The 25932-nt window shown below is 42.8% G+C and carries 19 protein-coding genes and 1 tRNA gene; 12 read left to right on the top strand and 8 right to left on the bottom strand.

The window, feature by feature from the left end; translation table 11 throughout:
• Positions 1 to 62: 62 nt before the first annotated feature.
• Positions 63 to 674: a YecA/YgfB family protein gene (locus VEA_RS11780; protein ID WP_005390772.1), complete on the bottom strand. Its 612-nt coding sequence runs from the start codon at positions 672 to 674 to the stop codon at positions 63 to 65.
• A 51-nt stretch (positions 675 to 725) separates the two neighbouring features.
• On the opposite strand from VEA_RS11780, the gene VEA_RS11775 reads away from it, so the two are divergent.
• The 4 genes from VEA_RS11775 (at position 726) to VEA_RS11760 (ending at position 6141) form a co-directional block, all read left to right on the top strand.
• Complete coding sequence (locus tag VEA_RS11775) at positions 726 to 3146, top strand: ATP-binding protein (protein ID WP_012841970.1); 2421 nt, start codon at positions 726 to 728, stop codon at positions 3144 to 3146.
• 519 nt (positions 3147 to 3665) lie between these two features.
• Positions 3666 to 4115 carry an L-alanine exporter AlaE gene (locus VEA_RS11770; protein ID WP_005390779.1) on the top strand — a complete coding sequence of 150 codons (450 nt, stop codon included), beginning with the start codon at positions 3666 to 3668 and terminating at the stop codon, positions 4113 to 4115.
• Positions 4116 to 4259: 144 nt separating this feature from the next.
• A tRNA-Ser gene (locus tag VEA_RS11765) sits at positions 4260 to 4347 on the top strand.
• Positions 4348 to 4440: 93 nt separating this feature from the next.
• Positions 4441 to 6141 carry a site-specific integrase gene (locus VEA_RS11760; RefSeq protein ID WP_006742899.1) on the top strand — a complete coding sequence of 567 codons (1701 nt, stop codon included), beginning with the start codon at positions 4441 to 4443 and terminating at the stop codon, positions 6139 to 6141.
• Positions 6142 to 6323: 182 nt separating this feature from the next.
• On the opposite strand, the gene VEA_RS11755 is transcribed toward VEA_RS11760, so the two are convergent.
• The 4 genes from VEA_RS11755 to VEA_RS11740 form a co-directional block, all read right to left on the bottom strand.
• Positions 6324 to 7154 (bottom strand): ParB N-terminal domain-containing protein, encoded by an 831-nt coding sequence (locus tag VEA_RS11755; RefSeq protein WP_006742898.1) that lies wholly within the window; start codon positions 7152 to 7154, stop codon positions 6324 to 6326.
• Positions 7155 to 7567: 413 nt separating this feature from the next.
• Positions 7568 to 7759 (bottom strand): hypothetical protein, encoded by a 192-nt coding sequence (locus tag VEA_RS11750; protein ID WP_012841969.1) that lies wholly within the window; start codon positions 7757 to 7759, stop codon positions 7568 to 7570.
• 20 nt (positions 7760 to 7779) lie between these two features.
• A complete protein-coding gene (gene rnhA, locus VEA_RS11745) occupies positions 7780 to 8247 on the bottom strand; it encodes a ribonuclease HI (RefSeq protein ID WP_005495799.1) in 468 nt (155 codons plus the stop codon).
• Positions 8228 to 8836, bottom strand: a complete 609-nt coding sequence (locus tag VEA_RS11740; protein ID WP_005459841.1) for a recombinase family protein — start codon at positions 8834 to 8836, stop codon at positions 8228 to 8230. The genes rnhA and VEA_RS11740 overlap by 20 nt, the downstream gene beginning before the upstream one ends.
• Positions 8837 to 9087: 251 nt before the next feature.
• Here VEA_RS11740 and VEA_RS11735 point away from each other — a divergent pair, with 251 nt between their 5' ends.
• From VEA_RS11735 to VEA_RS11715, 5 genes are all read left to right on the top strand, one after another.
• A complete protein-coding gene (locus VEA_RS11735) occupies positions 9088 to 11019 on the top strand; it encodes an ATP-binding protein (protein ID WP_006742896.1) in 1932 nt (643 codons plus the stop codon).
• 518 nt (positions 11020 to 11537) lie between these two features.
• A complete protein-coding gene (locus tag VEA_RS11730) occupies positions 11538 to 13175 on the top strand; it encodes a methyl-accepting chemotaxis protein (RefSeq protein WP_006742895.1) in 1638 nt (545 codons plus the stop codon).
• Positions 13176 to 13638: 463 nt separating this feature from the next.
• A complete protein-coding gene (locus tag VEA_RS11725; RefSeq protein WP_006742894.1) occupies positions 13639 to 14778 on the top strand; it encodes an efflux RND transporter periplasmic adaptor subunit in 1140 nt (379 codons plus the stop codon).
• 2 nt (positions 14779 to 14780) lie between these two features.
• Positions 14781 to 17942, top strand: a complete 3162-nt coding sequence (locus VEA_RS11720; RefSeq protein WP_012841968.1) for an efflux RND transporter permease subunit — start codon at positions 14781 to 14783, stop codon at positions 17940 to 17942.
• 191 nt (positions 17943 to 18133) lie between these two features.
• Positions 18134 to 18589 (top strand): MarR family winged helix-turn-helix transcriptional regulator, encoded by a 456-nt coding sequence (locus VEA_RS11715; RefSeq protein ID WP_012841967.1) that lies wholly within the window; start codon positions 18134 to 18136, stop codon positions 18587 to 18589.
• A 46-nt stretch (positions 18590 to 18635) separates the two neighbouring features.
• On the opposite strand, the gene VEA_RS11710 is transcribed toward VEA_RS11715, so the two are convergent.
• Positions 18636 to 19592 (bottom strand): AEC family transporter, encoded by a 957-nt coding sequence (locus tag VEA_RS11710; RefSeq protein WP_012841966.1) that lies wholly within the window; start codon positions 19590 to 19592, stop codon positions 18636 to 18638.
• Between the two features lie 600 nt (positions 19593 to 20192).
• On the opposite strand from VEA_RS11710, the gene trpS reads away from it, so the two are divergent.
• On the top strand, positions 20193 to 21215 hold the full coding sequence (gene trpS / locus VEA_RS11705) for a tryptophan--tRNA ligase (protein ID WP_006742890.1): 1023 nt from the start codon (positions 20193 to 20195) through the stop codon (positions 21213 to 21215).
• A 90-nt stretch (positions 21216 to 21305) separates the two neighbouring features.
• On the opposite strand, the gene VEA_RS11700 is transcribed toward trpS, so the two are convergent.
• Complete coding sequence (locus VEA_RS11700) at positions 21306 to 22262, bottom strand: hypothetical protein (RefSeq protein WP_006742889.1); 957 nt, start codon at positions 22260 to 22262, stop codon at positions 21306 to 21308.
• Positions 22259 to 23587: a sphingomyelin phosphodiesterase gene (locus VEA_RS11695; protein WP_006742888.1), complete on the bottom strand. Its 1329-nt coding sequence runs from the start codon at positions 23585 to 23587 to the stop codon at positions 22259 to 22261. Before VEA_RS11695 ends, VEA_RS11700 begins: the two co-directional genes overlap by 4 nt.
• Before the next feature lie 292 nt (positions 23588 to 23879).
• On the opposite strand from VEA_RS11695, the gene VEA_RS11690 reads away from it, so the two are divergent.
• Together VEA_RS11690 and VEA_RS11685 are read left to right on the top strand one after the other, a co-directional pair.
• Positions 23880 to 24146, top strand: coding sequence for a hypothetical protein (locus VEA_RS11690; protein WP_012841963.1), 267 nt, complete (start codon positions 23880 to 23882; stop codon positions 24144 to 24146).
• A 155-nt stretch (positions 24147 to 24301) separates the two neighbouring features.
• Positions 24302 to 25930 (top strand): methyl-accepting chemotaxis protein, encoded by a 1629-nt coding sequence (locus VEA_RS11685; RefSeq protein ID WP_005390805.1) that lies wholly within the window; start codon positions 24302 to 24304, stop codon positions 25928 to 25930.
• The last annotated feature ends 2 nt before the right edge of the window (positions 25931 to 25932 follow it).

Here is a 25932-nt window from a genome sequence, read left to right as displayed (position 1 = left end):
CTCCATCCAGAGAGCTTTTGTCTATTCAGCGGTTCAATCTTGATGGTCGACAGCGTTGTGTCTTATTGTTCTTCAGCTAATGCAACACCGCGCTGAGTAAGACCACATAGCATCACTGGCATGGCATTGAAGATCTCTTCAAACTGTTCTAAGCCTTCCATGCCTTGTTCTGCCAACGTTTCAATGGTCGTTTCTGGATCGTAAAGCATCGTAAGAGAAAGCAAAACACCGCCGAGCAGAGCATTATCTTCGCTGTCCTCTGGCATTAGCGTTTCCCAGTCATCACGAGCAAGTTGCCAACCTTGTAATACACCTTCACAGAAATCACGGGTCTGGCTTGTTACAATATCTTGTTCATCTAACGCGCATCCTTCAGGCCACTGCCAAGATCCTTCTAGAAGAGCAGGACGAGTTTGGTTCCACATTTGTACAATCTCATCAATGTATTGCTCTAATTGCTCACCGTCAGTAAATGGCGCAGTTTCTTCACCACCCCATAAGAATGGCAACCACTCTTGAGGCATTAATACGTTTGGCGCTGCAGCCATCGCTGTTACAAAGCCTTGAGTTTTTGCTAGGTTTAGTAGTTTACCGTCAAGTTCTGGGAGAGAAAGGATGTCTTGTAGTTTCAAAATAGAATACCATTTGTTAATGGGCTGGTTGATTGCGCTCATCTTACCAATCAATTAGTGATAAATCGATATTAGGGAATGATTCACACATCTATGGAAATTCGCTCATCACTTAGAAAAAAAAGCATTCTCGCCCTAACACTTTACCTGTGTTTCTTTATCGCAACGATTGGTTCTGTTGCCTATTTGGTTGTCGAGCCTCCGGTTAGGCAAAAGCTAGAGCAAAACCTAGAGTTACGCACCCAACTGCTTGCTCTAGAGATTAAAGAGCCTCTCCTTAGCTCTACCGGTGTATTGAGTAGCCTTGCAGGACTCGCCCAGGGGACTGAAAATATTCAATCTCTCAACACGACAATTCCGCATATTCTCCAATTGAGTGATGAGATGCTCGTCAGTGGTGGCGTATGGCCCAAACCAGAACTCAAAGCTGAACAATGGCGATATAAAAGCCTATTCTTCAACAAAAACAGTGATGGCGGTATTGACCAAATTCACTCCTACAATAATCCTGAATCTGGCGGTTATGACAATGAACCATGGTATAAGGCAGCAGCTGACGCGCCAGTTGGTTCTGTGAGTTGGTCTACGGTTTATATCGACACTTTTACTCAGGTTCAGATGATTACTGCGTCTTCCCCATATTATCAAAACGGTCAATTCGCTGGCGTTGTAACGGTAGACTTATCACTTGATGCACTTTTTCAGTTTATTCGAGAGCATACTAACCAGCATTCTTTAGGTGTGGTGGTTCGCGATGCTGACTCGAACGTGATTATTGAGCACAACTTCCAACTAACAGACGAAATTTATGTCAGTGAGCTTGATTTCGGAGAGTTCGATTGGCGGATGGAAGTTGTCAACGCGAAAGCTAAAGTAGCCGATCAAGTGTTTGAACAAGTCATGAGTGTTGAGGGGAGGATCATTCCATTCTTACTCTTGTGTGTACTGGTCGGGTATTACTTGCTGAATCGTTACATTGTCGAACCGATTGTCCGTATTGCGGCTAAGATTGATGACTCGAAAACTGGCGGGATCATAGACATTGATTACGATAGCGAAGATGAAATTGGACAGCTCATCGATAAGTTCAATGAAAAAACCATCTATCTAGAGCAAGAGAGAATAAAAGCCCAGGCTTCGACGAACGCTAAAACGGCATTTTTAGCCACATTATCCCATGAGATTCGTACGCCAATGAACGGTGTATTAGGAACCGCTCAGATATTGTTAAAAACACCACTCACCGATGATCAACGTAAGCACCTGAGAACACTTTATGACTCAGGTGATCATATGATGACGTTACTTAATGAGATTTTAGATTACTCAAAAATTGAGCAAGGGCATGTTGAATTCGAAAATACGCCTTTCCCAATTGAGTCGATCATCGGCAGCATAAAAAGTGTTTATCAAACACTATGTGCAGAAAAAGGCCTTCGCTTTGGAGTCGTGTCTCATTTACCAACAGGGCGCTGGTACAACAATGACAAAGCCCGTCTGCGCCAAGTGTTGTTTAACCTACTAAACAACGCTGTCAAGTTCACCGACCGGGGCATCGTAGAGGTAGAGCTGACCGAGAAATCGAGCAAGGCAGGTACCAAGCTTATTCTCGCGGTGAAAGATACGGGTATCGGTATTTCTCAAGAAGCGCAAAAACGCATTTTCCGTCCTTTTGAACAAGCGGAGTCCTCGACGACTAGGCGGTTTGGTGGTACAGGGCTTGGTTTGGCGATAGTAAAAGAAATTGCCGAGCATATGGGAGGGCATGTGATTGTGCAGAGTCAAGAGAATGTCGGGACAACCTTTACCGTCGAGATCGCGCTTACGCCTTGTGAGCCAGGGAAAGTGGAAGCAGTCAATGCACATAAGCTGAATTGCAAAGGTTTGAAAGCGCTCATTGTCGAAGACAACCGAACAAATGCGATCATTATGGAAACTTTCCTAAGAGCCAAAGGCTTTGAGTGCACAAGTGTTGAAAATGGTCAGCTTGCCGTCGATGAGGTGGCCGTTCAGTCATTTGATTTGATATTAATGGACAATCATATGCCTGTTCTTGATGGTGTTGGGGCGATATCAGCCATTCGAGCGATGAGTTCGCCTGTAAAGTCGGTACTGATCTTTGGCTGCACAGCGGATGTATTCAAAGAAACACAAGAGCGCATGATAAATGTAGGAGCCGACCACATAATTGCGAAACCAATTGTGGAGTCTGAATTAAATGATGCGTTATATCTCCATGCAGCACGGTTATACCAATACCAGTCGGACTTTGGTGATAATACAACGGATATCCTTGATGCGGAAAAGTGGCTACTAAACTTCTATGTTGCTCTAGATAATGGTCATCTCAACGAAGCGTTAGAGGCTATTTCAGCGATTATTGCTCAAGTCACCCCTGATGCTAATAAAGACGTTTCTTTAGTTGCCGAGCGAATAAGGCGTAACTTAAAGCGTCAGCAGTCTCCAAACCAAGATGATATCGACACCTTAACGCTCTTGCTCGCATCATCATAGCTTAATCCATATAGCGCGATTCAATGCAATCATGAATTGTCTTTACTCTTCATACCTAACCTTTAGCTGAATCGTCTATTTTTTCCTTACTTTCAATTAGCTTAGCGCTGCTGTTAGATTCTGTCATAAGAGAAACGGTGCGGCTCTCAGTTGCGCTCACATCGGGAATACTCTGAATTTTTACAACTCAGTAGCATAAGTTATTAGAATGATCGTTTATTCCCTGAACTTTATCCTAACCCTCCATCCAAACAATCACTTATCCCACTTTTTGTGTAAGTTAAATCCGTATTTTTCTACCATTTTTACGTCATTTTAGGCGTTTTTAGTTGTTGGTGGTGAAAAAAACTACTTTCATTTTAAAAAATGGTTATAAATTTACAACTTGATTTCAAATACAGTGCCATACGCTGCTTTTTATGTGATTTAATTGCCTTATTAACTGGTCATTTATTTGTTTGACGGTTGATAGTTTTATTTTGTTTATTTTTGGTGGTATTTAATTTTGGGGGTTGGTTAATGAAGTCTCGCGGACCATTTTGTATTCGTCACGCCGCAGCGGATACCTTTGCTATGGTTGTTTTTTGCTTTATCACAGGGATGATTGTCGAGATTTTGATTTCAGGGATGACGTTTGAGCAATCTTTAGCATCACGTACACTATCTATTCCAGTGAATATTGCTATTGCTTGGCCGTATGGCGTTTTTCGTGATTGGGTGCTACGTCAGGGTAACAAGGTATCGCCGTCTTCATTTATGAAAAACGTATCTGATCTGGTCGCTTATGTGCTTTTTCAGTCTCCAGTTTATGCAGGAATTTTATTCGCAGTTGGTGCGTCTACAGACCAAATAGTGACCGCGGTGACAAGTAACGCCATTATTTCTTGCGGTATGGGTGTGTTGTATGGGTACTTCTTGGACATGTGCCGCCGTTGGTTCCGTGTTCCCGGTTATTCTCAAAGTATCTAAATGACCCAGTTTTGCTCAATTTAGTTACTTAGTGAGCAATCGAGTGGAAAAGGGCGTTTTTTTTTATGTTTAGCCTTGACCATCAGGCACATAATCATTAAATTAGCGCCTCGTTAGCCAATGATGCTAACCAAAAATTGATTCGGTGAGTTGTCCGAGTGGCTGAAGGAGCACGCCTGGAAAGTGTGTATACGGCAACGTATCGAGAGTTCGAATCTCTCACTCACCGCCACATTCTATAAGCCCTTGTAGTGTAAGAACTTCTTATAATACAAGGGTTTGGTGTTTTAATGTAAGCTGCCTACTGGTACAAAGAGTAGGTACAATGTCGAACATCATGGCAAGTCCTTATAAGCATCCTCAAACTGGTGTTTACTACTTTAGAATGGCTGTACCAAAAAAGCTGGTTCCTATAATCGGTAAGACAGTCTTCAAGAAATCTCTTCAAACTAAAAATCTTTCTGAAGCTAAACCACGATTTACTGAGTGTCTATCCGATGCACAGAAGCAGATCGCCGTTGCTCAGTTAAAACTATCTAATTCATCCAATGTCGTACTCAATGTTAGAGACTGTGCAATCATCGCAGAGCGTTGGTATGAACACGTAAAGAATGAAGTTGATACCTCTGGTAACTACGATCTTTTCCTAAAAAGGGATGTAGATGCGGAAGGTTCAGTCCATGAATTTGGCTTGTCTGATACTTTGTCTTTATATGGTAGTGAGGTTGATACTGCTACCCCTGAACAGCTTCAAGAGCTAGCAGATGAACTAAAAGAGTTTATTGTTGCTCAACTAGATAGAGAAGGTTTAGTTGTCTCTTCTCACAGTGAGTCTTTCCGTCAATTAGCAGTAGCTTTCTATCACTACATTCATCGCATCGAAGCGCTGTGTAGAGCACGTTACAACCGTGACTATGGCTACGAAGCAATATCTAATCCTATCGCAGACAAACCTCTATCAGTTAACCCTTCAGCTAATAAACGTCAGCCTAAACGCCAAAAGGCATCTCAATACTCCATATCTAATGTGTTTAAGAGGTATCACCAGTCTGAGATTCTTAAAGACAAAGACGCTAAAGCATTGTATGAGGCTGGCCTTCAGATTGAGCGTCTAATCGAAGTTATCGGAGATCTGGATGTTACTGAGGTAACTCGTGCGCATATCGTTGAGTTTCGAGATACACTGCTTCAGTTACCTAAGTCTAAAATTGCAAGTATCAGGAATAGACCTCTTCTAGAACAAATTGAACTTGTAAAGATACAAGGTCTAGAGACTTTAAGTGCTACTACGGTGAAGAACTGTCTACGCAAGACCTCTGTTGTGTTTAGCTACGCCATTGAACTAGGCATCATCGATTCTAATCCACACGTAGGTGTGCGTGTTGCCACGGCGGAGAAGAAAACTGAAGCAAGTGAGGGAAAAGGCTATACTGACTCAGAAATTCTTCGACTGTTCCAAGCTGACGTATTTAATGATGCTAATGCTCGTAAACCTTATGGCATGGCTTGTTATTGGGTTCCTTTGTTGTGCAGATATACAGGTGCACGCCTAGAGGAAATGTCTCAACTACATAAGTCAGATGTGTCCCAATCAGACTCAGGCATACATTACCTCAACATCCGTCGAGGTGAGGGGCAAAGCGTTAAGAATAACTCTTCACTGAGACACGTACCTATCCCTGCTCATCTGATAGAACTAGGTTTCTTAGATTATGTTGCGGAGTCAGGCGGCTTCTTGTTCCCTGAGCTTAAAGAGAACAAATACGGCAAGAAATCAGCGGCACTCAGTAAGTGGTGGGGTCAAACAGTCAGGTCTCTAGGTATACACACAACCCAACCAGCTCATGCCTTTAGGCATACTTTTAAGACGGCTCTCCGCAGACTGGGTATTGCTGACACTGTTAGTGACGCTATTACTGGTCATACTCCAGCGGGTGTAGGCGGTTCATATGGTACGGTTGAGTTAGAGACGAAGAAAGAAGCTATCGACCGTCTCCCTCGTTTAGCTCTGTCTCGTTTGTGGTAACCCATCAGGCCACCAGCCTGTAACAAACTGTTCTAGTCCTGCTGGTGGCTCGTTTTTTATAGAAGTTTAAAACTTGGTATGCTTTATACCTCGTATGATAAGGGTTTAGAGTATCTATACTGGTAATCTAATAGTCACCTAGGGTGTTTATGGTGAAGCTCATGCGGGTTGACACTACTATCTTAGAAGTATTCTTCATTCTCTTGCTCAAGTTCATCAATACTTATATCAAAGTCTATAGCGTCTAACGGCTCACCTAGATAAAGCCTTATGAACTTAGCAAGCTTATCTGGTTCATTAGCGCATTTGGCCTTTTCTAAAATCTGCCTAGCGGTAGCCTTATCATCCTCAGTTAACGCTCCTGTGGTTTCTTCGTCAACAGAAGACCATTCATCCCTTTTAAGTGCTTCTCGGCTCGGTCTTAGCATAGGAAAGCCCGTAATGGGGTTCTTATCAACATTGCTCTTCTTATCAAAGAAACCAGCCTCTTCAAACTTATTCTTAAGTTTACGCCAGTTACTAACCGTTGAGGTCTGAATACCAAGTATCTCTGAGGTCTTCTTAATGCTTGGGGGATTATCTTGACTCATGAGATTTAGAAATTGTTGCCACTGTAACTCTGTTCGTTGACTGCTTGTAAGAGATAAGGCTGTGTGCTCGGTGTTGATAGACAAGGCTCTATCTAGTGTTACACCTTCAGTATGTACCTTAACTCTAATTTGTTTGAAGCGTTTACCTTTGGTGTTTTTAAAGATCTGCCTGTATGCCCCGTAGCGGTGGAAACCATCAACGATAATATACTGACCATACTTTTTAGGGTCTTCAACTACCTCAATGGGTTCTATGCGTTTTTTTGGGTTATCATTCAATGCCTTAACGATAGTCTGAATGTGTCTGCGTGAAGCCTTCTCTTGATCTATACGTTCCCCATACGGTGAAGTTCTAGGGTCTCTGACTTGGTAGCGTTTATCATCTGCATTTATTGAGGATAGTGTTATTCTTCTAGTTTCCATTGTGCGTATTACTTGTTGACAACTAGTGGATGAGACTATACATGAATGTAGAGGTAGCTATAGGGTGTATACCCCGTTTTTACCTTGTTGTTTTTCGTTAAGTTACTGATATTAATTGTCTTTGTTTCTCATTTTGTATTTGCTTTTATGTAGTTAATTTGGTTTTTTTAACTACTTTGTTGACTATTGCCGTGTGGCTTTTCAGAGGTTAGCTTAGAGGGACATAAACCTCTGATTACATATACTCCGAAGGCTCGGTAAGGCTACATAGCGGCTGCGGTTATGAACCTTAAGGCTTACGTTGTGTTAACTTACAGATGTACTAGGGGGGCGTTAGCTTCCGAGTTCGTTTCTCCTTCGATTGCATCGCCCCCTGACGTTTACACAAAACGTGATTTAAAAAAGTTCATTTTTTAAGAGAGACGACCGTACCAGTTGCCTGCGTGCGTTCGGATTACGGGTAGACCATCTTTTGCCGCTTTCTTTGCGTTTTTCACTGAACAGACAAGCCACGCTTTGACTTCAGGTATGCGGTGATAGTTGTCTATCTCGTTAAGCTCAACTTCTGGTAGGATAAAATCTTCAACTAATGTAGTTTGTTCCATGTTGTTATACCTTTGTAATTTTACTTTTGTGGAATAGCAGAGTAAGCAAGCATGTGAACTCTCTCGTTTAGAGGATGACCATTGTGTGCTTTTACCCACTCCCAAGAAACATTCATTGATTCGTTCAGTTCGTCCAATTTCTGCCATAAGTCTGCATTAAGGACGGGTTTTCTGTCACTCCTACGCCAACCATTACGCTTCCAGCAACGTATCCATGTAGTGATTCCATTTTTTACATATTGGCTGTCTGTGTGGACAGTTATAGGGTTATTCGGATATTTCTTATATATGACCTCTAATGCTTTGATTGCTGCCGTTAGTTCCATTCTGTTGCTGGTGGTCTTTCTTTCGTGTCCAGAGCGTTCTAGCTCTTTGTCTGCTCTAGTTAGTATGAATGCCCAGCCGCCTAAGCATTTCTGCGTAATACACGAACCGTCTGTGTAGGCGTTAATTACTTCTTTAGCGTTGCTAGTTACTGTTGTTTCCATTTTTCTCCTTACTCTTCTTTGATTCTGCGTAGAGGCGCTTAACCGTTGATTGAGAGATGTTAAGCTTCTCTGCGGTTTTGGATATGGACAGTCCTTCATTCCTTAGCTTTGCCACTTTGTCTGCACTTGCTTTGGCAGGACGACCAATAGTTTTACCTTCAGCCCTTGCTCTTGCTTGACCCTCAATTGTTCGTTCTCTAATACGATCTTTTTCAAACTCAGCAAAAGCTAAAAACATTTTCAACATTAACTGACCTTCAGGGCTGTTTAGGTCGTTATGTGGTAAATCTAAACAGTGGATATTGATACCTTTGTCCATCAAAAGCTTGATCGTTTGTTGTACATCTATGTTGTCACGTCCTAAACGGTCTAGCTTTAAGACCACCAGCGTGTCACCTGCAACAAGCTTGTGCTCAATAAGAATCCTGAAGCCTTTACGTTCCAAAGCACAAACACCACCTGATACAACATCTTCAACTACAAAAGCTTCGTTGACTTCATACCCTCTGTCTTTGAAGGCTTGTATTTGGTTCGCTGTTGTCTGCTCTGTTGTAGAGACTCGACAATAGAAATAAGTCCTCGTACTCATTAGCCCTCGCATACCACTCTGAAAAAGTAGTATGGATTTTATGAGCCTAGGTCAAAATGTCAAGAGGGTACTTATGAGACGTTTTTGTCTCATACTATGCGGGTAGGTTCGAAAACGAATGGTTTTGAGCTAGGTATACCTAACGGGTACATCTATCACATTTACTTTAGTCGAAGCTTAACATATGCATATAATGGCAATGTGGATAGTGTTTATCAAACCGTGTTATTGGCTAAATTAGGGGATCGACAATGGAACTTGGATTAGATGTTCAGCTCACAGGAACAAAAGACTTTAACGGTTTTTTGCTTGAGAAGCCCCTGCGCTTGGATGCGAGAATTATGGTTTTAACAGGAAGAAACGGTTCAGGAAAAACTAGATTTATTGAAAGTGTTAGTAATGGGTCTACTCAAATATCCATTGATGGGTCACTCTTAGATAATGCTAGTGTTTCGTATATAAAACAATCAGCTCTTAATCCAAACCTTGGAAATGTTTATAATCATTCAAATAGTCAAAATCGACTTACAGCTGCTTTGAGCTTTTATAATAGTGTTAAGCATGACTTCGATCTTCCTTTTGATAGAGGTAAATCTCAAGCACATGACCGAAGAAATGAAGGTAGTACTTTAAATTATGAGCAGCTTTACAACCTTTGTTCTGCAATATCAAAGAAAATGGACAAACCTGCTTCGGAGCTTAGTCATGACGATATAATACTAAATTATGAAGAACCTTCTAACAATATCCTTGGCGTTCAGAATATATCGACTATCTTTAATCAGTACATCCAGAGGCAGCACCTAAATAAGTACAATAAATGGCTGAATACAGTTGAAAATGAAGATGTTAAGTTCTTTTCAGATGTTGAGTTTATAGATAAATTTGGGGACAAACCATGGATTGTAATAAATAAAATACTTGACGAAACTTTTGATGGTAAATTTAAGTTTAATGCCCCTGACGAAAATTCAAAAAGTTACTCTTTTCAAGCTAGTTTGATCAATACAGAAGACGGAAAAGACTCTGTTCTATCAGTTCAGCAGCTTTCATCAGGTGAAAAAACACTGCTATGGTTAGCACTAACTTTGTTTAATACTCAGTACTACGAGGTGGAGTTTACAAAGGCACCTAAGGTTTTGCTTATCGATGAGCCTGATGCTTTCCTACACCCTAAAATGGTTGTGAAAATGTATCAAGCGTTAGAGTCCTTTAGCAAAAGTTTTGGTTCTACAGTTATTATTAGTACGCATTCACCAACTACTGTAGCTTTATCACCAAAAGATAGCGTGTTTCTAGTTGAAAATAATAATATTAAACTCATTGAAAAAGATGAAGGGATAGCTGAGCTTTTAGATGGTGTAACACAAATATCAATTAGTCCAGATAATAGACGTCAAGTTTTCGTTGAGAGTCAGTATGATGCAGATGTATATCAAAGTATCTACTATAAATTAATGAACTCCTCAAAGTTGATTGACCCTAAAATATCATTGAGCTTTGTTAGTTCAGGTCCAAAAATGCCAAGTCAGCAATTAATGGATAAGGCGAAGCAAATACTCAAAGTTACTGATGAGAACCTGCTCAGTGAGTTTACCAAGTCAATTAATGGAATTGGCAACTGTGTACAGGTATTAGGTCAAGTTGAGGCACTTCTTAATAACGACAGTAAAACCGTTAGAGGTATTATTGATTGGGACCTAAAGAATAGACCTAAAAAGGGTATCTCCATATTAGCTGAAGATTATGCTTACTCTATTGAAAATATAACGTTAGATCCTGTTTGTATAATCTTACTCCTTCATGTGGATAAAAATTATACTATGTCTGATATATGTGGCTCAGAAGTCAACTGGCATGAATTTATTGAAAATGACCAGCTTTTACAAGTTAGTATAGATAGATTGATATCTAAGGTACTCGGAAGAGATAGTAATAAAGATGCAGTTCTAGCCTATACATCAGGAGTAAAACTATATACAGACAGGGATTATCTAAGAATGAATGGTCACGCTCTTGAGCGGAAAGTTAAAGAAAAATATCCAGAACTAAACGCATACTGCAAAAAAGGTAGAGATGGAGATCTGAAATGTACCATCGTCAACAAGGCGATGATTACACTTTCAAACTGTAAGTTTATTCCTGTTGAGTACGAGAGAGTGATAGCAGACGTTCAAAAGTGATTTGAGCACAGAGTTATACGTATTTGGTCGACTGCCTACATAAAGTGGTACAAAAAAGTGGTACATAAACGTCTATGCCTGTAATATTAAGTCATTGATATTTAGTAATTTAAACTTGGTAGCTTGCAATCGAGAGTTCGAATCTCTCACTCACCGCCACATTTGAGCCCTAGCAGAAATGCTGGGGCTTTTTCGTATTACGCGACAAGTTCAATCCCAGAGCTGTATATCGTGTTGATTCTCAATTACTCATTGAGTCGGCAAGTCCTTCAAAAAAGCCTCCTTTTAATTCATCTTTTGTTACACATTTTCCGTACAGGTAGTGCGTTTTTATTCGCATGTTGTGATGAGCGTTCCTTATTAAATTTTCCACAAAATCAATTAATTGTTGAAATTAGAACGCTTGTCAAAAAGTCATCAGATAGCATGTTTAATAGAGTCTTTTACCTAATGGGATACTCTATTTGTTTGATATAATTTCTGGCAGTTTGTATACCATAATTAAAGAGAGTCTATTCATGTTCCAGAACTTAACGATCAAGCAGAAGATAGTGATTCCGCTGTCACTGATTATTGGATTGTTTATTGTGAGCTCTGTATTAAACGTTATGACAAGTTGGAAACAATCTGAGTTGAGTGAAACACTTAACGAACAGATAGTGCCGAACTTATTAACGATTGAGGATGCTTACCGCGATCTTTACCAAGCGACATCTGCAATCCAAGGTGTTGCTCTTTCTGATACTCAAACCGATATTGACCACCACATCGGTGAATACAAAGACAACGCATACAAAGCGCTGCCTCGTATGGAGAAAATGATTGAGCTATCGCAAGCTGGCGTGATGTCTTCTTCACACGGTAATGAAGTGAGAAAGCTTGTCTCCCTAGGTGAAAAATGGTTGGCGAGTTATGAAGCGATGTTGCGTTTACCTCAATCACAATGGCTTGGTTACTACAACGAACACAAACACACCTTTGAAAATCAGTTTATCGAGGTAAGAGCGCAACTTAATGTTGTGAAAGATGCGATAGAAGAAAAACAAAGCCTATTGAAAGATGAAATCTCAGCAGCCGCAACAAGAGCTCAGGTAATTCTTGAAGCGGGCATTGTGATTGTTATTCTGGCCGCTATTGCGATGGCGTTTTTGTTGTTGCAAACCGTCGTGAATCCTATCAACGATATCAAAAATGCGATGACAGAAATTGCTTCTGGTGAAGGTGATTTAAGCCAGCGAATCGATGTGAAAACACAAGACGAAATTGGCAATTTAGCGAACGCGTTTAATCAGTTTGTGTCTAAAATCCAAGCGACAGTTTCTCAAGTAATTGAAAGTTCGAATACCTTGCGTAATGAGATGGAAAATCTTAGCTCGTTGACCACGACCATCGCGAACTCGACCGTTTCACAGCAAAAAGACAGCGAGGCGGTAGCAGCGGCAGTGCATGAGATGCAAGTCACCAGCAGAAATGTCAGCGATAGCGCCAACGAAGCTGCGGTTGCAAGCCAGACTGCGAATGATGAACTTACCAATACCAATGTTATTTTGGATCAAACCGTTAGCTCAATTCGTAGCCTCGCAAGTGAAATCGAAAGTGCAAGCCACGTCATTAACACATTGGATCATGATGTGAGTAACATTGCTTCTGTATTGGATGTCATTCGTGGTATCGCAGAGCAAACGAACTTATTGGCGCTTAACGCAGCGATTGAAGCGGCTCGTGCAGGAGAACAAGGGCGAGGCTTTGCTGTTGTCGCAGATGAGGTCCGCTCGTTAGCCAGTCGCACACAACAGAGCACGGGTGAAATCCAAACCATGATTGAAAAGCTACAATCTGGTGCGGGACAAGCCGTAGAAGTGATGCGTGGTAGCCAAAATAGCAGTGATGAAACAATTCAATCGGCAGGGAGAGCGAGTCAATCCCTTTCTGAAATCTTAAACGCGATTTCACGTATGAACGAGATGAACACACACATTGCAACGGCTGCAAGCCAGCAAAGTACGGTAAGTGACGAAGTAAATAGCAACGTACAAGGCATTGCAGATAGCAGTACATCTATTGTGGAAATCGTCAACCAAGCGCAAGCATCTTTAGCCATGTTATCAGAGCAAACCCAGCGTTTAGATCATCAGGTTAGTCAGTTCAAAGTATAAGCTTGATAACTGCAGTCTCACTGACGAAATAACCCGCTTCTTAGCGGGTTATTTTTTAGATAAGGGTCGAACCTGACTTGTGAAGGCTCGACTATATTTACATCCCTCTTTTACTTAACTTTGTATACCAGAAGTGCAAATAATCCTAGACAGCGGTGACAAACTCTGTACAGCGTGATGATGCTTTTATCATCACTTTTGCTGCTTTTTAACCATTGCAATTGCTCACAGGAAAGTGTGATTTCCAACCCAAAATCTTCAAATTTGAGAACTTCATTACACCTTTACCATAAACGTTTTTCGTAAGCGTATAGAACTGTAAATTTTGTTGTATGTACAACACTGGGTAATTATCATCCTAAGTAATTTGTTCTGGATATACATCCGTTAGTCATCATTAAGTCATTCTAGAAGTTTTTAGCAAGGAATCTTGAAGGCTTGTAGGTAAAAGAGAGAAAAATTCATGAGACGTAAAACCACGCTATCTCTGCTGATTGCGTCGAGCCTTTTTGTGGTTGGATGTCAACCTAGCGAAGAAGGATCGAGCCAAGGTAGTGGTCCTGCGCCCGCAACCGAAGTTGAAGTGTTAACGGTGGAACCAACTCGCCAAACGTTAACTGTCGAGTTGCCAGGTCGTAGCCGTGCATTCAAAGAAGCGGAAGTTCGTCCGCAAGTTACAGGCATTATTTCAGAGCGAAATTTTGTTGAAGGCGGCCTTGTTGAACAAGGACAGTCCCTATATCAAATTGATGATTCATCATTTCAAGCGGATTTGCTGAGCGCTGAAGCGGAATTAATCCGAGCTCAAGCAGCGGCAGAATCGACCCATGCCACAGTGAAGCGTTACAGAACCTTGATCACCAAAAAGTCCATCAGCCAACAAGATTTGGATGAAGCAGAAGCAGCATACAAGGAAGCGCAAGCACAGGTCCTAGTCGCAAAAGCTAAGATCAATACGGCAAAAATCAATTTAGATTACACGCAAGTGAAAGCTCCGATTAGCGGTGTGATCGGTAAATCGAGTGTGACGGCGGGTGCGTTGGTTACGGCTAACCAAGCAGCCAAATTAGCGACCATTCAGCAGCTTGATCCTATCAACGTTGATATTGTGCAATCATCCGCGCAACTGCTGCGTTTAAAAGCGGCTCTTTCCCAAGGTCATATGCAAGAGGATGATTCTGCGCAAGTTACATTGATGCTTGAAGATGGCAGCACGTACGAACATAAAGGCACGATGAAATTTACCGAGGTCAATGTGAACGAAAGCACGGGTAGCGTGACGCTTCGTGCTGAATTCCCAAACCCTGACGGTTTGTTGCTACCAGGAATGTTTGTTCGTGCGACGGTTATTACTGGTGTTGACCCTGACGCGATTCTGATACCACAAAATACCGTTTCTCGCGATGCGACAGGCAAAGCAACAGTGATGATGGTGAATGGTGAGAACAAAGTGGAAGCGAGACCAGTGAAGACAGCCGAAGCGATCAATAGTCAATGGCGCATTATTGATGGTTTGGAAGCGGGCGATAAAGTCATCACTGCTGGGTTACAAAAGGTAGGTCCAGGCAGCCCTGTAACTATCCAAAACGGTGAACAGGAGTAATCATGGCACGATTTTTTATCGATCGTCCGGTATTTGCTTGGGTTCTCGCAATTCTCACGATGTTGGCGGGGGTAATGTCATTATTCAATTTACCCGTCTCGCAATACCCAACGATTTCACCGACAACGATCACCATCAGTGCTCGTTATCCAGGTGCATCAGCGAAAACCGTTGAAGACTCGGTAACGCAGGTTATCGAGCAAAATATGACGGGATTAGATTATCTTCGCTACCTATCATCGAGCAGTGATGCATTCGGTAATGCGACAATTACCCTGACGTTTGATAGCGAAGCTGATCCTGATATCGCGCAAGTACAGGTGCAGAACAAGCTGCAATTGGCATTGACATCATTGCCGATGGAAGTACAAAACCAAGGTATCGTCGTGAATAAATCCAACACGGCGTTTCTCATGGTGGTGGCAGTTTATTCTGAAGATCCTGACTTTACAGAAAACGATATCGGCGACTTTGTTGTAACGAATATTCAAGACCCGATAAGTCGTGTAACTGGCGTAGGACAAGTACAGGCGTTTGGTGCGCAGTATGCGATGCGAGTTTGGCTGGATCCATTTAAGCTTACGCAGTTCAACTTGACCGCAATCGATGTAGCAAATGCTATCAGTGAACAGAACGCGCAAGTTTCTTCAGGTCAACTTGGTGCAGCACCTGCGCAGGAAGGTCAGCTGTTGAATGCAACGATTTCGTCTGCAAGTCGTTTGAGCAGTGTGGAAGAGTTCCAAAACATCATTCTTAAGTCTGATGCCAGTGGTTCGAATGTTTATTTGAAAGATGTAGCTCGTGTTGAACGTGGTGCAGAAAGTTACGATATTCGAGGCCAATATAATGGCTTCCCAGCATCGGGGTTAGGTATTTCATTAGGTACTGGCGCAAACGCGCTTGAGACAGCTAATGCGGTGAAAGAGCGTTTAGAACAACTGAGTGCTACGTTCCCAGAAGGGTTGCAGATTGCTTACCCATTTGAAACAACGCCATTCGTCAAAGCCTCGATTCAAGAAGTGGTTAAAACGCTATTAGAAGCCATTCTTCTTGTGTTCTTAATCATGTACCTGTTCTTGCAGAACTTCCGTGCGACGATCATTCCAACGATCGCAGTGCCTGTCGTACTGCTCGGCACCTTCGCTATTTTGTACGCGACTGGATTTAGCGTAAACACGTTAACCATGTTCGCGATGGTTCTGGCTATCGGTTTGCTAGTGGACGATGCCATCGTTGTGGTGGAAAACGTCGAGCGTGTGATGCATGAGGATGGGTTAGAGCCAAAAGAAGCGACCAAAAAATCGATGGGGCAGATTACTGGTGCCCTGATTGGTGTGGGTCTGACGCTTTCTGCGGTATTCGTCCCTATGGCGTTTATGTCTGGTTCTACAGGGGTTATTTACCGTCAGTTCTCGATAACGATTGTGGCGGCGATGACACTTTCAGTTTTGGTAGCGATAATTCTGACTCCAGCATTATGTGCAACATTACTGAAAAAAGGCGATGCTGAGCTTCTAGAAAAGAAAGGCTTCTTTGGCTGGTTTAACCGCAAGTTTGATGCGATGACAGCTGGCTATGAAACCGGCGTTGCTAAACTCCTCAAGCGCACAGGTCGTATGTTGGTTGTATTCTTGGCAATGAGTGCAGGTGCGGGCTGGCTGTTTATGAACCTTCCGACGTCATTCTTGCCGGATGAAGACCAAGGCACGGTATTCTCAATGGCCATTTTGCCGCCTAACTCAACGCAAGAGCAGACGGAAAAAACACTTGAGAAAATGCGCGACTTTTACCTTGTGGATGAGAAAGACAACGTGAAATCCGTCTTCTCCGTTGCGGGCTTTAGTTTTGCAGGCCAAGGCCAAAACATGGGGATGGCCTTTATTGGTCTGAAAGATTGGTCAGAGCGTGAAGCGCCGGGTGCTGATGCAGCTTCCATTACTGGTCGAGCGATGGGGTACTTCTCAACCATCAAAGAAGCACTGGTGTTTGCATTTGCACCTCCTGCGATTCAAGAATTGGGTAACTCGACAGGCTTTGATTTCTATCTTCAAGATTCGTTGAACAAAGGTCACGACGCATTAGTCGCTGCGCAAGGTCAACTGCTTGGCATGGCTGCACAAAACCCGAAACTTGTCGGTGTTCGTCCGAACGGCCAAGCAGATGCGCCAATGTACAAAGTGAACATTGACCACGTTAAACTGCGTGCTCTGGATGTTAGCATTAATGACGTCAACCAAATCCTGTCAGCGGCATGGGGCGGAGCGTACATTAACGACTATATTGATCGCGGTCGAGTGAAAAAAGTCATGATGCAAAGTGATGCGGAATACCGTATGCAGCCAAAAGACTTCGATTCGTGGTACGTGCGTAACTCAAAAGGTGAGATGGTGCCTTTCTCTGCCTTTGCGAGCGGAGAGTGGACGTATGGTTCACCTCTTTTGCAGCGTTTTGATGGTTTGCCAGCGATGAATATCCAAGGCGGCGCAGCTCCTGGCGTCAGTACTGGTGAAGCCATGGCAGAAATTGAAGCAATGGTAGAAAAATTACCAGAAGGCTTTACGGTGAACTGGAATGGTATTTCGTATGAAGAGCGCCTTTCCGGAAACCAAGCGCCAATGTTATATGCGCTGTCTATCCTCGTCGTATTCTTAGTTCTCGCCGCTTTGTATGAAAGTTGGTCAGTACCTTTCGCCGTGGTGTTAGTTGTGCCTCTTGGTGTGCTTGGTGCTGTGCTCGCGGTAATGACGCGAAGTATGGACAACGATGTATTCTTCCAGGTGAGCTTATTAACGACGGTCGGCTTGGCAACTAAAAACGCCATTCTGATTGTTGAGTTTGCGAAAGATTACTACGAGAAAGGCGCTGGCCTTATCGAAGCTACCCTGCATGCCGTTCGTGTTCGTCTGCGCCCTATTATTATGACATCGCTTGCCTTTGGTCTAGGTGTAGTACCGCTTGCTATCAGCTCTGGCGTGGGCTCAGCAGGTCAAAATGCGGTAGGTACTGGTGTACTTGGTGGCATGATCAGTGCGACAATCTTAGGTATATTCTTTGTGCCAATCTTCTTTGTGGTGGTTGAGCGATTGTTTGATCGACGTGCGAGAAAAGAATCGGAGGCAGAGTTGTCTGAGACTAATCCTAAACCAGCTCAGCAAAGCGAGTAAGACTTGGTTGCTGTAACTGAGTTATACTGGTGATAATAAACACGATAAAAGGGCGCTTCGGCGCTCTTTATTTTATGTTTTCACTTGGTGGTTACCGTCTTTGACACAAACTTGAAGGGGGAGCGTTTTGCCTTATGCAGAATCTGCTTACTCCTCCGACCGAATGAAAGCCTAAAGAAGAACAAACGACGATGAAAGATCAGAAAATCTCCCCAATTTCCGTTTTGGATCAAAGCCCTATGTTTGTCTGCGGTGTGATGCAGCGAATGTATCGCAACCGTGCTCAAGCTGAGCTCTCTCGGCAAAATTTAATGACACTCGAGATGGCAAGTGCACTGGCCGCTTTGGAAGAGTTTCAACCCATGAGTCAGCAAGCGTTGGCTGACGCGGTTCGAACTGAGCGAAGTGTAGCAAAGCGAATGGTGGATAATTTGGAAAAGCGAGGGTTTGTTCAAGTTTCTAAAAGTAAATCGAATCAGCGTCTCAAAATGCTCAGCATGACAAAAGAGGGGGCAAACGCTTTAAAGCAAGTGCATCAAATCATGACGAACTTACAGAAAGAATTTTTTGCTTGTTTGTCTGAATCAGAAGCGAGTGAGTTTTTTCGTTTGGTAAGAAAGCTCACTTTTGCAAATCACGACCAGTAGCTTATCTTAATGCTATCTAACGCGCCTTTACTTTATCGGTGATCAATTATATTAAGTCGTAAAACTTAAGAAATAGAATGCCCAACGTACACGTGATGGTAGAAAGTACCGTAGTGAGTGCGATGATATTTGCGGCTAATGTGGCATTGCCTCCCATAGAACGTGCCATGACATAACTGGCTGCTGCCACTGGGGAAGCGTTCATAAAGAAAAGAATACCTAACTCAATTCCTCGAAAACCTACTAAGTAAGCACCAATAGTGATCATTACGGGTGCCACGATCAGCTTGTAACTGCTTGCAAACCAAGATGGACCTTTCTCTTTTCTCATCAAGCTAAAATCGAGTGAGCCGCCCGTACACAACAGCGCTAAAGGTAATGTCATTTTGGACAAGTAGTCCCCTGCATCAATAACAACATTCGGTACTGGAATAGAGAGCAAATAGAAAGCCATCCCTAGGACGATTGAGATTATCAGTGGATTCCTCGTCAGTGTTCGGCCCATCATTTTTGCGGCTTGTGGGACAGAAGTTGCGCCCTTGGGAGATAAGCAAATAACCGCTTGGACGTTATAAAGAAACGTGGTGACCGCGACATAAAGCGCTGCTAACGCCACACCTTGAGAACCATACGCATTGGCAACGTAAGCGATGCCAATAATACCTGTGTTTGCTCGAAACCCACCTTGGATAAGAACACCTTGGTCAGGCGATGCTTTGAACAGAAGCTTGACCGAAAGGTAGGTGAAAATGAAAAACGAAATGCTAGCGATGACGCCGAAATTGACAAAGCCACTCGCCGCGGAAAAATCGTGTTCTGAAGCCACAATACTGACAAATAACATCGCAGGTAGCGTAACTTGAAACACCAGTTTAGAGCCCACTTCGATAAAATTATCGTTGATCAGTCCAATGCGTTTGAACACCACGCCAAGTATTAACATCAAGCAGATAGGGCCGGTTATCGACAAAGAGAATTGCAACTGATGTAGAACAGCTTCCATGTAAGTACCCGCAGCAAAAGAAAAATATTCCTGCTGTCTATTAAGCCATAAACTCTGGGAGACAGGACAGAAAAGTGATGAAATTTTCCTCTTTTGTTGGTTCCAGAACCATTTGCATTCCAAGTTATGGACGAGGTCCCAGTTTAACAAAGCTGCACTGGTTCTATGCGCGATATGTTGGTTTACTACTTATCGTGATGCATCCACATGCGTATTAAATAAAAGGGTTGGTCATTGTGGTTATGGATAGGAGTTCATCGATGAAAAGGAAACACAACAAAACCGTACTTTGTGCATTTGTCTCAGGTTCGGTGTTTGGTGCAGCTTTAGTCATTGCGATGTCTTTACCAATGTAATCGTTTCTGTAGGCTCTTTGAATACTTACGCTAATTCAATACAAAAACAGATTGAGTTCAGTTCGATGTACTGTTAGTTTGAAAACATGAAAATACATGTTAGCCCTTCATCAACAACCTTCTTTTGGTGGCGCTCTAAATAGAGCGGCACGGAATACTCACATTCTTACGCTGCTGGATGGTAGCTAAGAGTGTTTGATCTTTTTATCTCCAGTAGCGATCTATTAAATACTTGGAGATAAATATGAACACCATTCAAAGTACATCACAGCATGAAATTATCCTGACCGGTGATCGAGCGACAGGTCCGTTACACCTCGGGCACTATGTCGGTTCATTGCAACAACGAGTCAAATTGCAAACGGATTATGAGCAAACGATCTTAGTCGCAGATATGCAAGGTTTGACGGATAACGCGCATAACCCATCAAAGGTATCCTCTAATATTCTCAATGTCGTTGCAGATTATTTGGCTGTTGGTATCGACCCCACACAAACCACGATCACGTTGCAGTCTCAAATACCAGCGTTAGCTGAGTTAACGATGTATTACAGCAATCTTGTCTCTATTGCGCGTTTAGAGCGTAATCCCACGGTTAAAAATGAGATACAGAGTAAAGGCTTTGAACGCTCTATTCCTGCTGGCTTTTTAACGTATCCAATTTCTCAAGCTGCCGATATTACGGGGTTCCACGCGACGTTGGTTCCGGTAGGTGATGACCAACTGCCGATGTTGGAGCAAACTAATGAAATCGTAAGAAAAATAAACCACCTGGGTGGAAAAGAGGTTCTTAGAGAATGCCGTCCATTACTTAGTGATGCACCTCGTTTGCCGAGTACTGATGGCAAAAATAAGATGTCTAAAAGCATGGGGAATGCAATCAACCTAGGGGCGTCTGAAAAGGAGATTTCTGCGGCGGTGAAATCTATGTATACCGACCCCAATCACCTGAAAATTGAGGACCCTGGCCAAGTCGAAGGTAATATCGTATTTACCTACCTCGATGCCTTTCACCCTGATAAAGATTACGTCGAACAGCTAAAAGAGCATTATCGACGCGGTGGGTTAGGTGATGGTTTGACCAAGAAAGTGTTAGAAGAATGCCTACAAGAGATGCTTCGACCTATTCGAGAAAAGCGCACTATGTATTTGAATGATAAAGCACAGCTGATTGATATTTTAAAACAAGGCAGTCAGCGTTCTCGTGAGAAAACTGAACAAGTGCTATTTGATGTGAAAGATGTATTTGGTTTGAATTTGTTCTGAATTAAAAAGCAGGGTTCTGAATAAAAGGCACGGCTGTTTATTCGTAACGTGCCTTTTGGACTTTCAATTCCCATCAATGAAAGCTGACGTTTAAGAAGAAAAGAACTCGCGACGAAAATCCGCTACTTCTTGTTGGTAATAGCTTTGCCATTCCGGATCTGATAAACCAGCATGGCTGGTGGCTCTCTCTTTTCTGAGTCTGGACTCAAGTTGTTGTAATGCTTGTTGGTAATCTCTGACTTGCTCTTTTTGCTCGGCAATTTGTTGCTGACGATCGTGAATCTCTTCGCTTTCGTCCTTCGTTAAGTAAGTTTTTTGCAGCTCTGCGATGATGGTTTGGCGATCTGGAAAGCTCATGCTATTGGGTATCAGGGCGACTGCACGCTCATATTTTGCTTGGTCGTTTGTAAGCCCGATAGCCTCTGCATTTTCTTGCCAGTCTATGATGAGTTGCTCGAAAGCTTGCAAAAAGCTTTCTGGACTTTGCGTGTTGAGCTGTTGGGCCTCTAAATTGAAATCGTATAGGGCGAACTCATCCGCGAAAATAACATCAGCCAACTCGCCCCAAATACCTCTTGCCTCGGCTTTAAGTTGTGCAATACGTGAGGCTAGTGGTTGTTGCTCATCAAACAACAAATTACCCACACTTTCTTGCCATTGACTGTTGAGTTGATGGTAGCTCGCCAAAAGTTGAAATCGTGCTGAAGATAAATAAGGCTCGAGCAAGGCTAACTGTTCCTCACAGTCGCGGTTCGACATGCACTCATGCCAAAATGATTCAAGCTCTGCGACGAGTTCTCTCCCTTTGAGCAGAGTTAGTCTCTCAGTCGTTATTTGAGTCGCAGAAGGGAGCTCTGCGGTCTGTGGTGAAGCGTCTGCACTGGGAGCGATATTGCTTGTTTTTAGTGATGTACTGGGGACGTTCTTATTTTTTGTCTTTGGAGCAGAAGCGGACACGGCTGCTTCTTGCTGCCCATCTTGACTGAAAGTTAAAAATATCATGCCCGCCATAATGGCGGACATGATTATCAACGCGATTTTCTTCATGGCTTGATTGTTGCGCTAACTGGGAAATGGTCAGAAAGGTTGTAGTGTTTCCATAAACTTTCTGAAGTTGTACGCGGCACGTCCACACGGTTGTCATTGAATGATTTCACACCGTATTCGCTACTCACCATGACATAGTCAAGGTATTCCACGTTTTCGCCGCCTGATAACGCTTCACCTGCGAAGTTATTGATACGGGGATCAAAGGTTGACTCCGTGTATCCAGAATACTGAGGCTCTATGGCGCTTAAGTTAGCGATCATTTGTTGGTAGTCACCAGGGAACTTTCTTTTGTTTACGTTAAAGTCGCCGCTGTATACCACAGTTTCGCTTGAAGGAATGTTGAGAGATTTAGCGAGTGCGCGGATTTGTTTGAACTGGCGCTGACGATACTCGCGAGCGGTGTCTGTATCGAAAGATGCGGTATGGGTAGCAAACACATGGTAAGCCTGACCACCTTTAATAATTTCTGCATAATTCACGCCTTTGTCGGCAAAGCAGTCTGTGCCAGAGCAGTCGGGGAAGACATATTGCGCTTCATTCACGATAGGATAGCGACTGACAATGATCACCCCACCATCATGAATATTAACGCCTTCTTTATCTAACATCTTAGTTTGGTACGGATATTCCTTAGCTAACTCACGTAGGAATGCTTCACGACCGCTTGCAAACACTTCTTGCAGCGCTAATACATCATAACCTTTGACGTATTGAGGAATCAGTTCGTAACGATCACCGATGTGCGATGCAATAGCCGTAAGAGCCCAGATGTTGTATGTCATCAACTTAAGGTTTTGTTCTTCGTTATCGACAGATTCATTTACTTTGCTTGGTGTGATGGTGTAATAAAGATCGTCGTATCGAGCGGTACTGTCTGACTTAAATGCCAGTTCGGTTTCTCGGATGCCAAAAGCGTTAGTGTTGGCACGATGAATATTACGATCATCTTTAAGAGATAAATCTACATCGGCCGCCGATAAGCCATATTCAATGGTTGAATTATACCAATGACCTTCCATGACCTGATTGAGTGTTATGCTTTCACCTTTAGGGCTAGAAACCACAGTTTCAAAACGGTAAGTTTGGTTGGATTTCACGCCTTCCCAACGATTGAAGCTCAATACAGGTTTGGTTTCCCACGGACCAAGTACTTGTACATGTTGCTGCCACTCTTCTCCGTATTGAAGTAAATCACTGCCTTCGTGCTTTACTTGAATACTTAAAGGCTGATCAGAGTTATTGGTTAGATAAACATCTGTATCTGCAATGCTTGGCAATGCCACCAAGCCACTTAATAAAAGACCCCACTGCGATAATTTCATCTCATTTTTCCATCATTTGAACTAGAGCAATCATTCTTGTTTATAAATATTACTTGCACGTTAAATATGGATGACATCGAAGCCAGTACTAAAAATTGTTATCAGAATGTGATCTTTATTCAATGGTGAGGAGTCGGGGTAGAGAGTTAATGGTTGCTTAAGCGGTTGTAAATAATAGCGATGGTTACCGAATCGTACTCACTGCAATCAAGTTGTCATCTTAGCTCTATAAGTTGTGCGGCGTCATTCATCCAGCCACATGGCTAGAACTTAAATTGATAGATGGAGCACCATGGCTAGAGCAGTAAATCCAATCGATGAAACCATAATTAAATTACTACAAGACCAAGGTTTGATTAGAAGCGAAGCAGAAGCTCGTTTAAAGAAAGAGGTATACCGCTTACAGCCTAATGAGATTGAAAAAGTCAAAAATTATGCCCAGCACTTTGGCATCAACGCTAAAGAAAAACTCATCGATGAGATCTTAGAGTTGCGCCGGGAAGCGCTCATAAAAAAATGTAGACACAATACGGAGCATGCGAGCCTATCTCTAAAATAGCACGTGATAAAAATATCAATTACTGATCAAGATTTGATCTCTCAGGCCGATGTATATAAGAGCGCTCAATGATATCGAGCGCAAAAAACAGTGTGTTTTAGAGGTTAAGCTTTCACTTAAGTGAGAGGTTTGGAAAGGCTGCAGGGAGAAAGTGCATGCGTATTAAAGACTTAAGTGTCGTAAAGAAAATATCGGTTAGTTATTTAACCGTTTTTGCCGTGTTTGGTTTAGTGTCAGTAATGTTGGTACAAGGTTTGTTAACACTGAATAAAGACATCTCAGTGCTAACGGATAAAAGCTTACCTTCTGTTGCGATTTTGAAAGGTATCCAAGTTGATATTACTAAAGTGCGCAAAGATGAGTTCTCTTTATTGCCAAACGCAAATCATCCCAAAATTGGTGAGTGGTTAAAAGGCCTCGACCAATGGCGTTCTGACGTGCAGGCTGGTATTGCAGAATACGAAAAGCTCGACCTTAATCAGCGTGAAACGCAGTCTTTTAACGTTTTTAAAGAAACTTGGAATCAATACATCAAGGAAACGAAGACTTACAACGCACTGCTAAGCCAAGGTGATGCTGAAAGTGCAAATGATGTGATTTTATCGAGTTTCGATACTTACTCAAAAGCGTTGAGCAGCTTGGATGATACCCTCGCGTTGAACGATGAGTTGGTGAATTTGATTGGCGAAGAAGTACAAAATGAAGCGGCATTTACACAATACAGCGCTGCTGTTGGTGCGCTTGTCGTCGCATTGGTCATGGTGATGTCTGCCATGTTGCTTTCTCGAGTCATTTGCGGGCCTGTTGATCGAGCATTGGAATTCGCTTCTAAAATCGCCAAGGGTCAATTGAATAATCAAATCGACGAAAGTGAATTGAGCAAAGACGAGTTAGGAACGTTGCTCAAAGAGCTTGTCGGTATGCAAACAAACTTACATTCGCTGGTTTCTGAGATTAATGACTCAACGATTCAGCTAACGGCAGCAGTAGAGGAAGTGAGTGCTATTTCTTCTCAGACCGCTTCTGGTATGCAAAATCAACAAATTGAACTTAGCTCGGTGGCTTCTGCGATGACAGAAATGCAAGCTGCTGTAAGTGAAGTGGCACAAAATACCGAAGTTGGCGCGACCTCTGCTTACTCGGCAACGGAAGTGGCAAAGCAAGGAACGGCGACGTTACAACAAACTATCGCAGTAATTGAGCGTGTATCACATACGATCCAAGAGTCAGATGAACTGGCACGTGAGCTTGAATCTAGCTCAAACAATATCAATGTGGTCGTAGATGTGATCCGCGGGATTGCGGAGCAAACAAACTTGTTAGCACTGAACGCCGCAATTGAAGCTGCTCGGGCCGGTGAACAAGGACGTGGGTTTGCTGTTGTGGCAGATGAGGTTCGTTCTCTGGCGCAACGCACTCAAGACTCCACTTCACAAATTGTGGAAATTGTTAATCAACTACAAGAGAGCAGCAGCAAAATAGGGCATTCAAGCCGTGATTGTCAGGAGGGCATTTCTCAGTGTGTTGAGCAAGTCAATGACGCTGATAGCCAGATAAAAGAAATTGAACATTCTGTCGATAACATAGCGCAAATGAGCACACAAATTGCAACGGCGTGCAGTGAGCAGAATTCAGTATCCGAAGAACTGAATCGAAGTGTGGAGCATATTAATAGTGCTTCAACAGAGATGGCTGAGGGAGCTTCGCAAACGGCTGTAGCTTGCCAGCAGATCAGTAGCCTAGCGCACAACTTGAAAACTCGAATGGGTTCATTCCAGCTCTAGTT

The organism is Vibrio antiquarius, from assembly GCF_000024825.1.
Classification (GTDB): domain Bacteria; phylum Pseudomonadota; class Gammaproteobacteria; order Enterobacterales; family Vibrionaceae; genus Vibrio; species Vibrio diabolicus.
The sequence above is the reverse complement of the archived record's forward strand: the minus strand, read 5'-3'. Positions and strand labels throughout refer to the sequence as shown.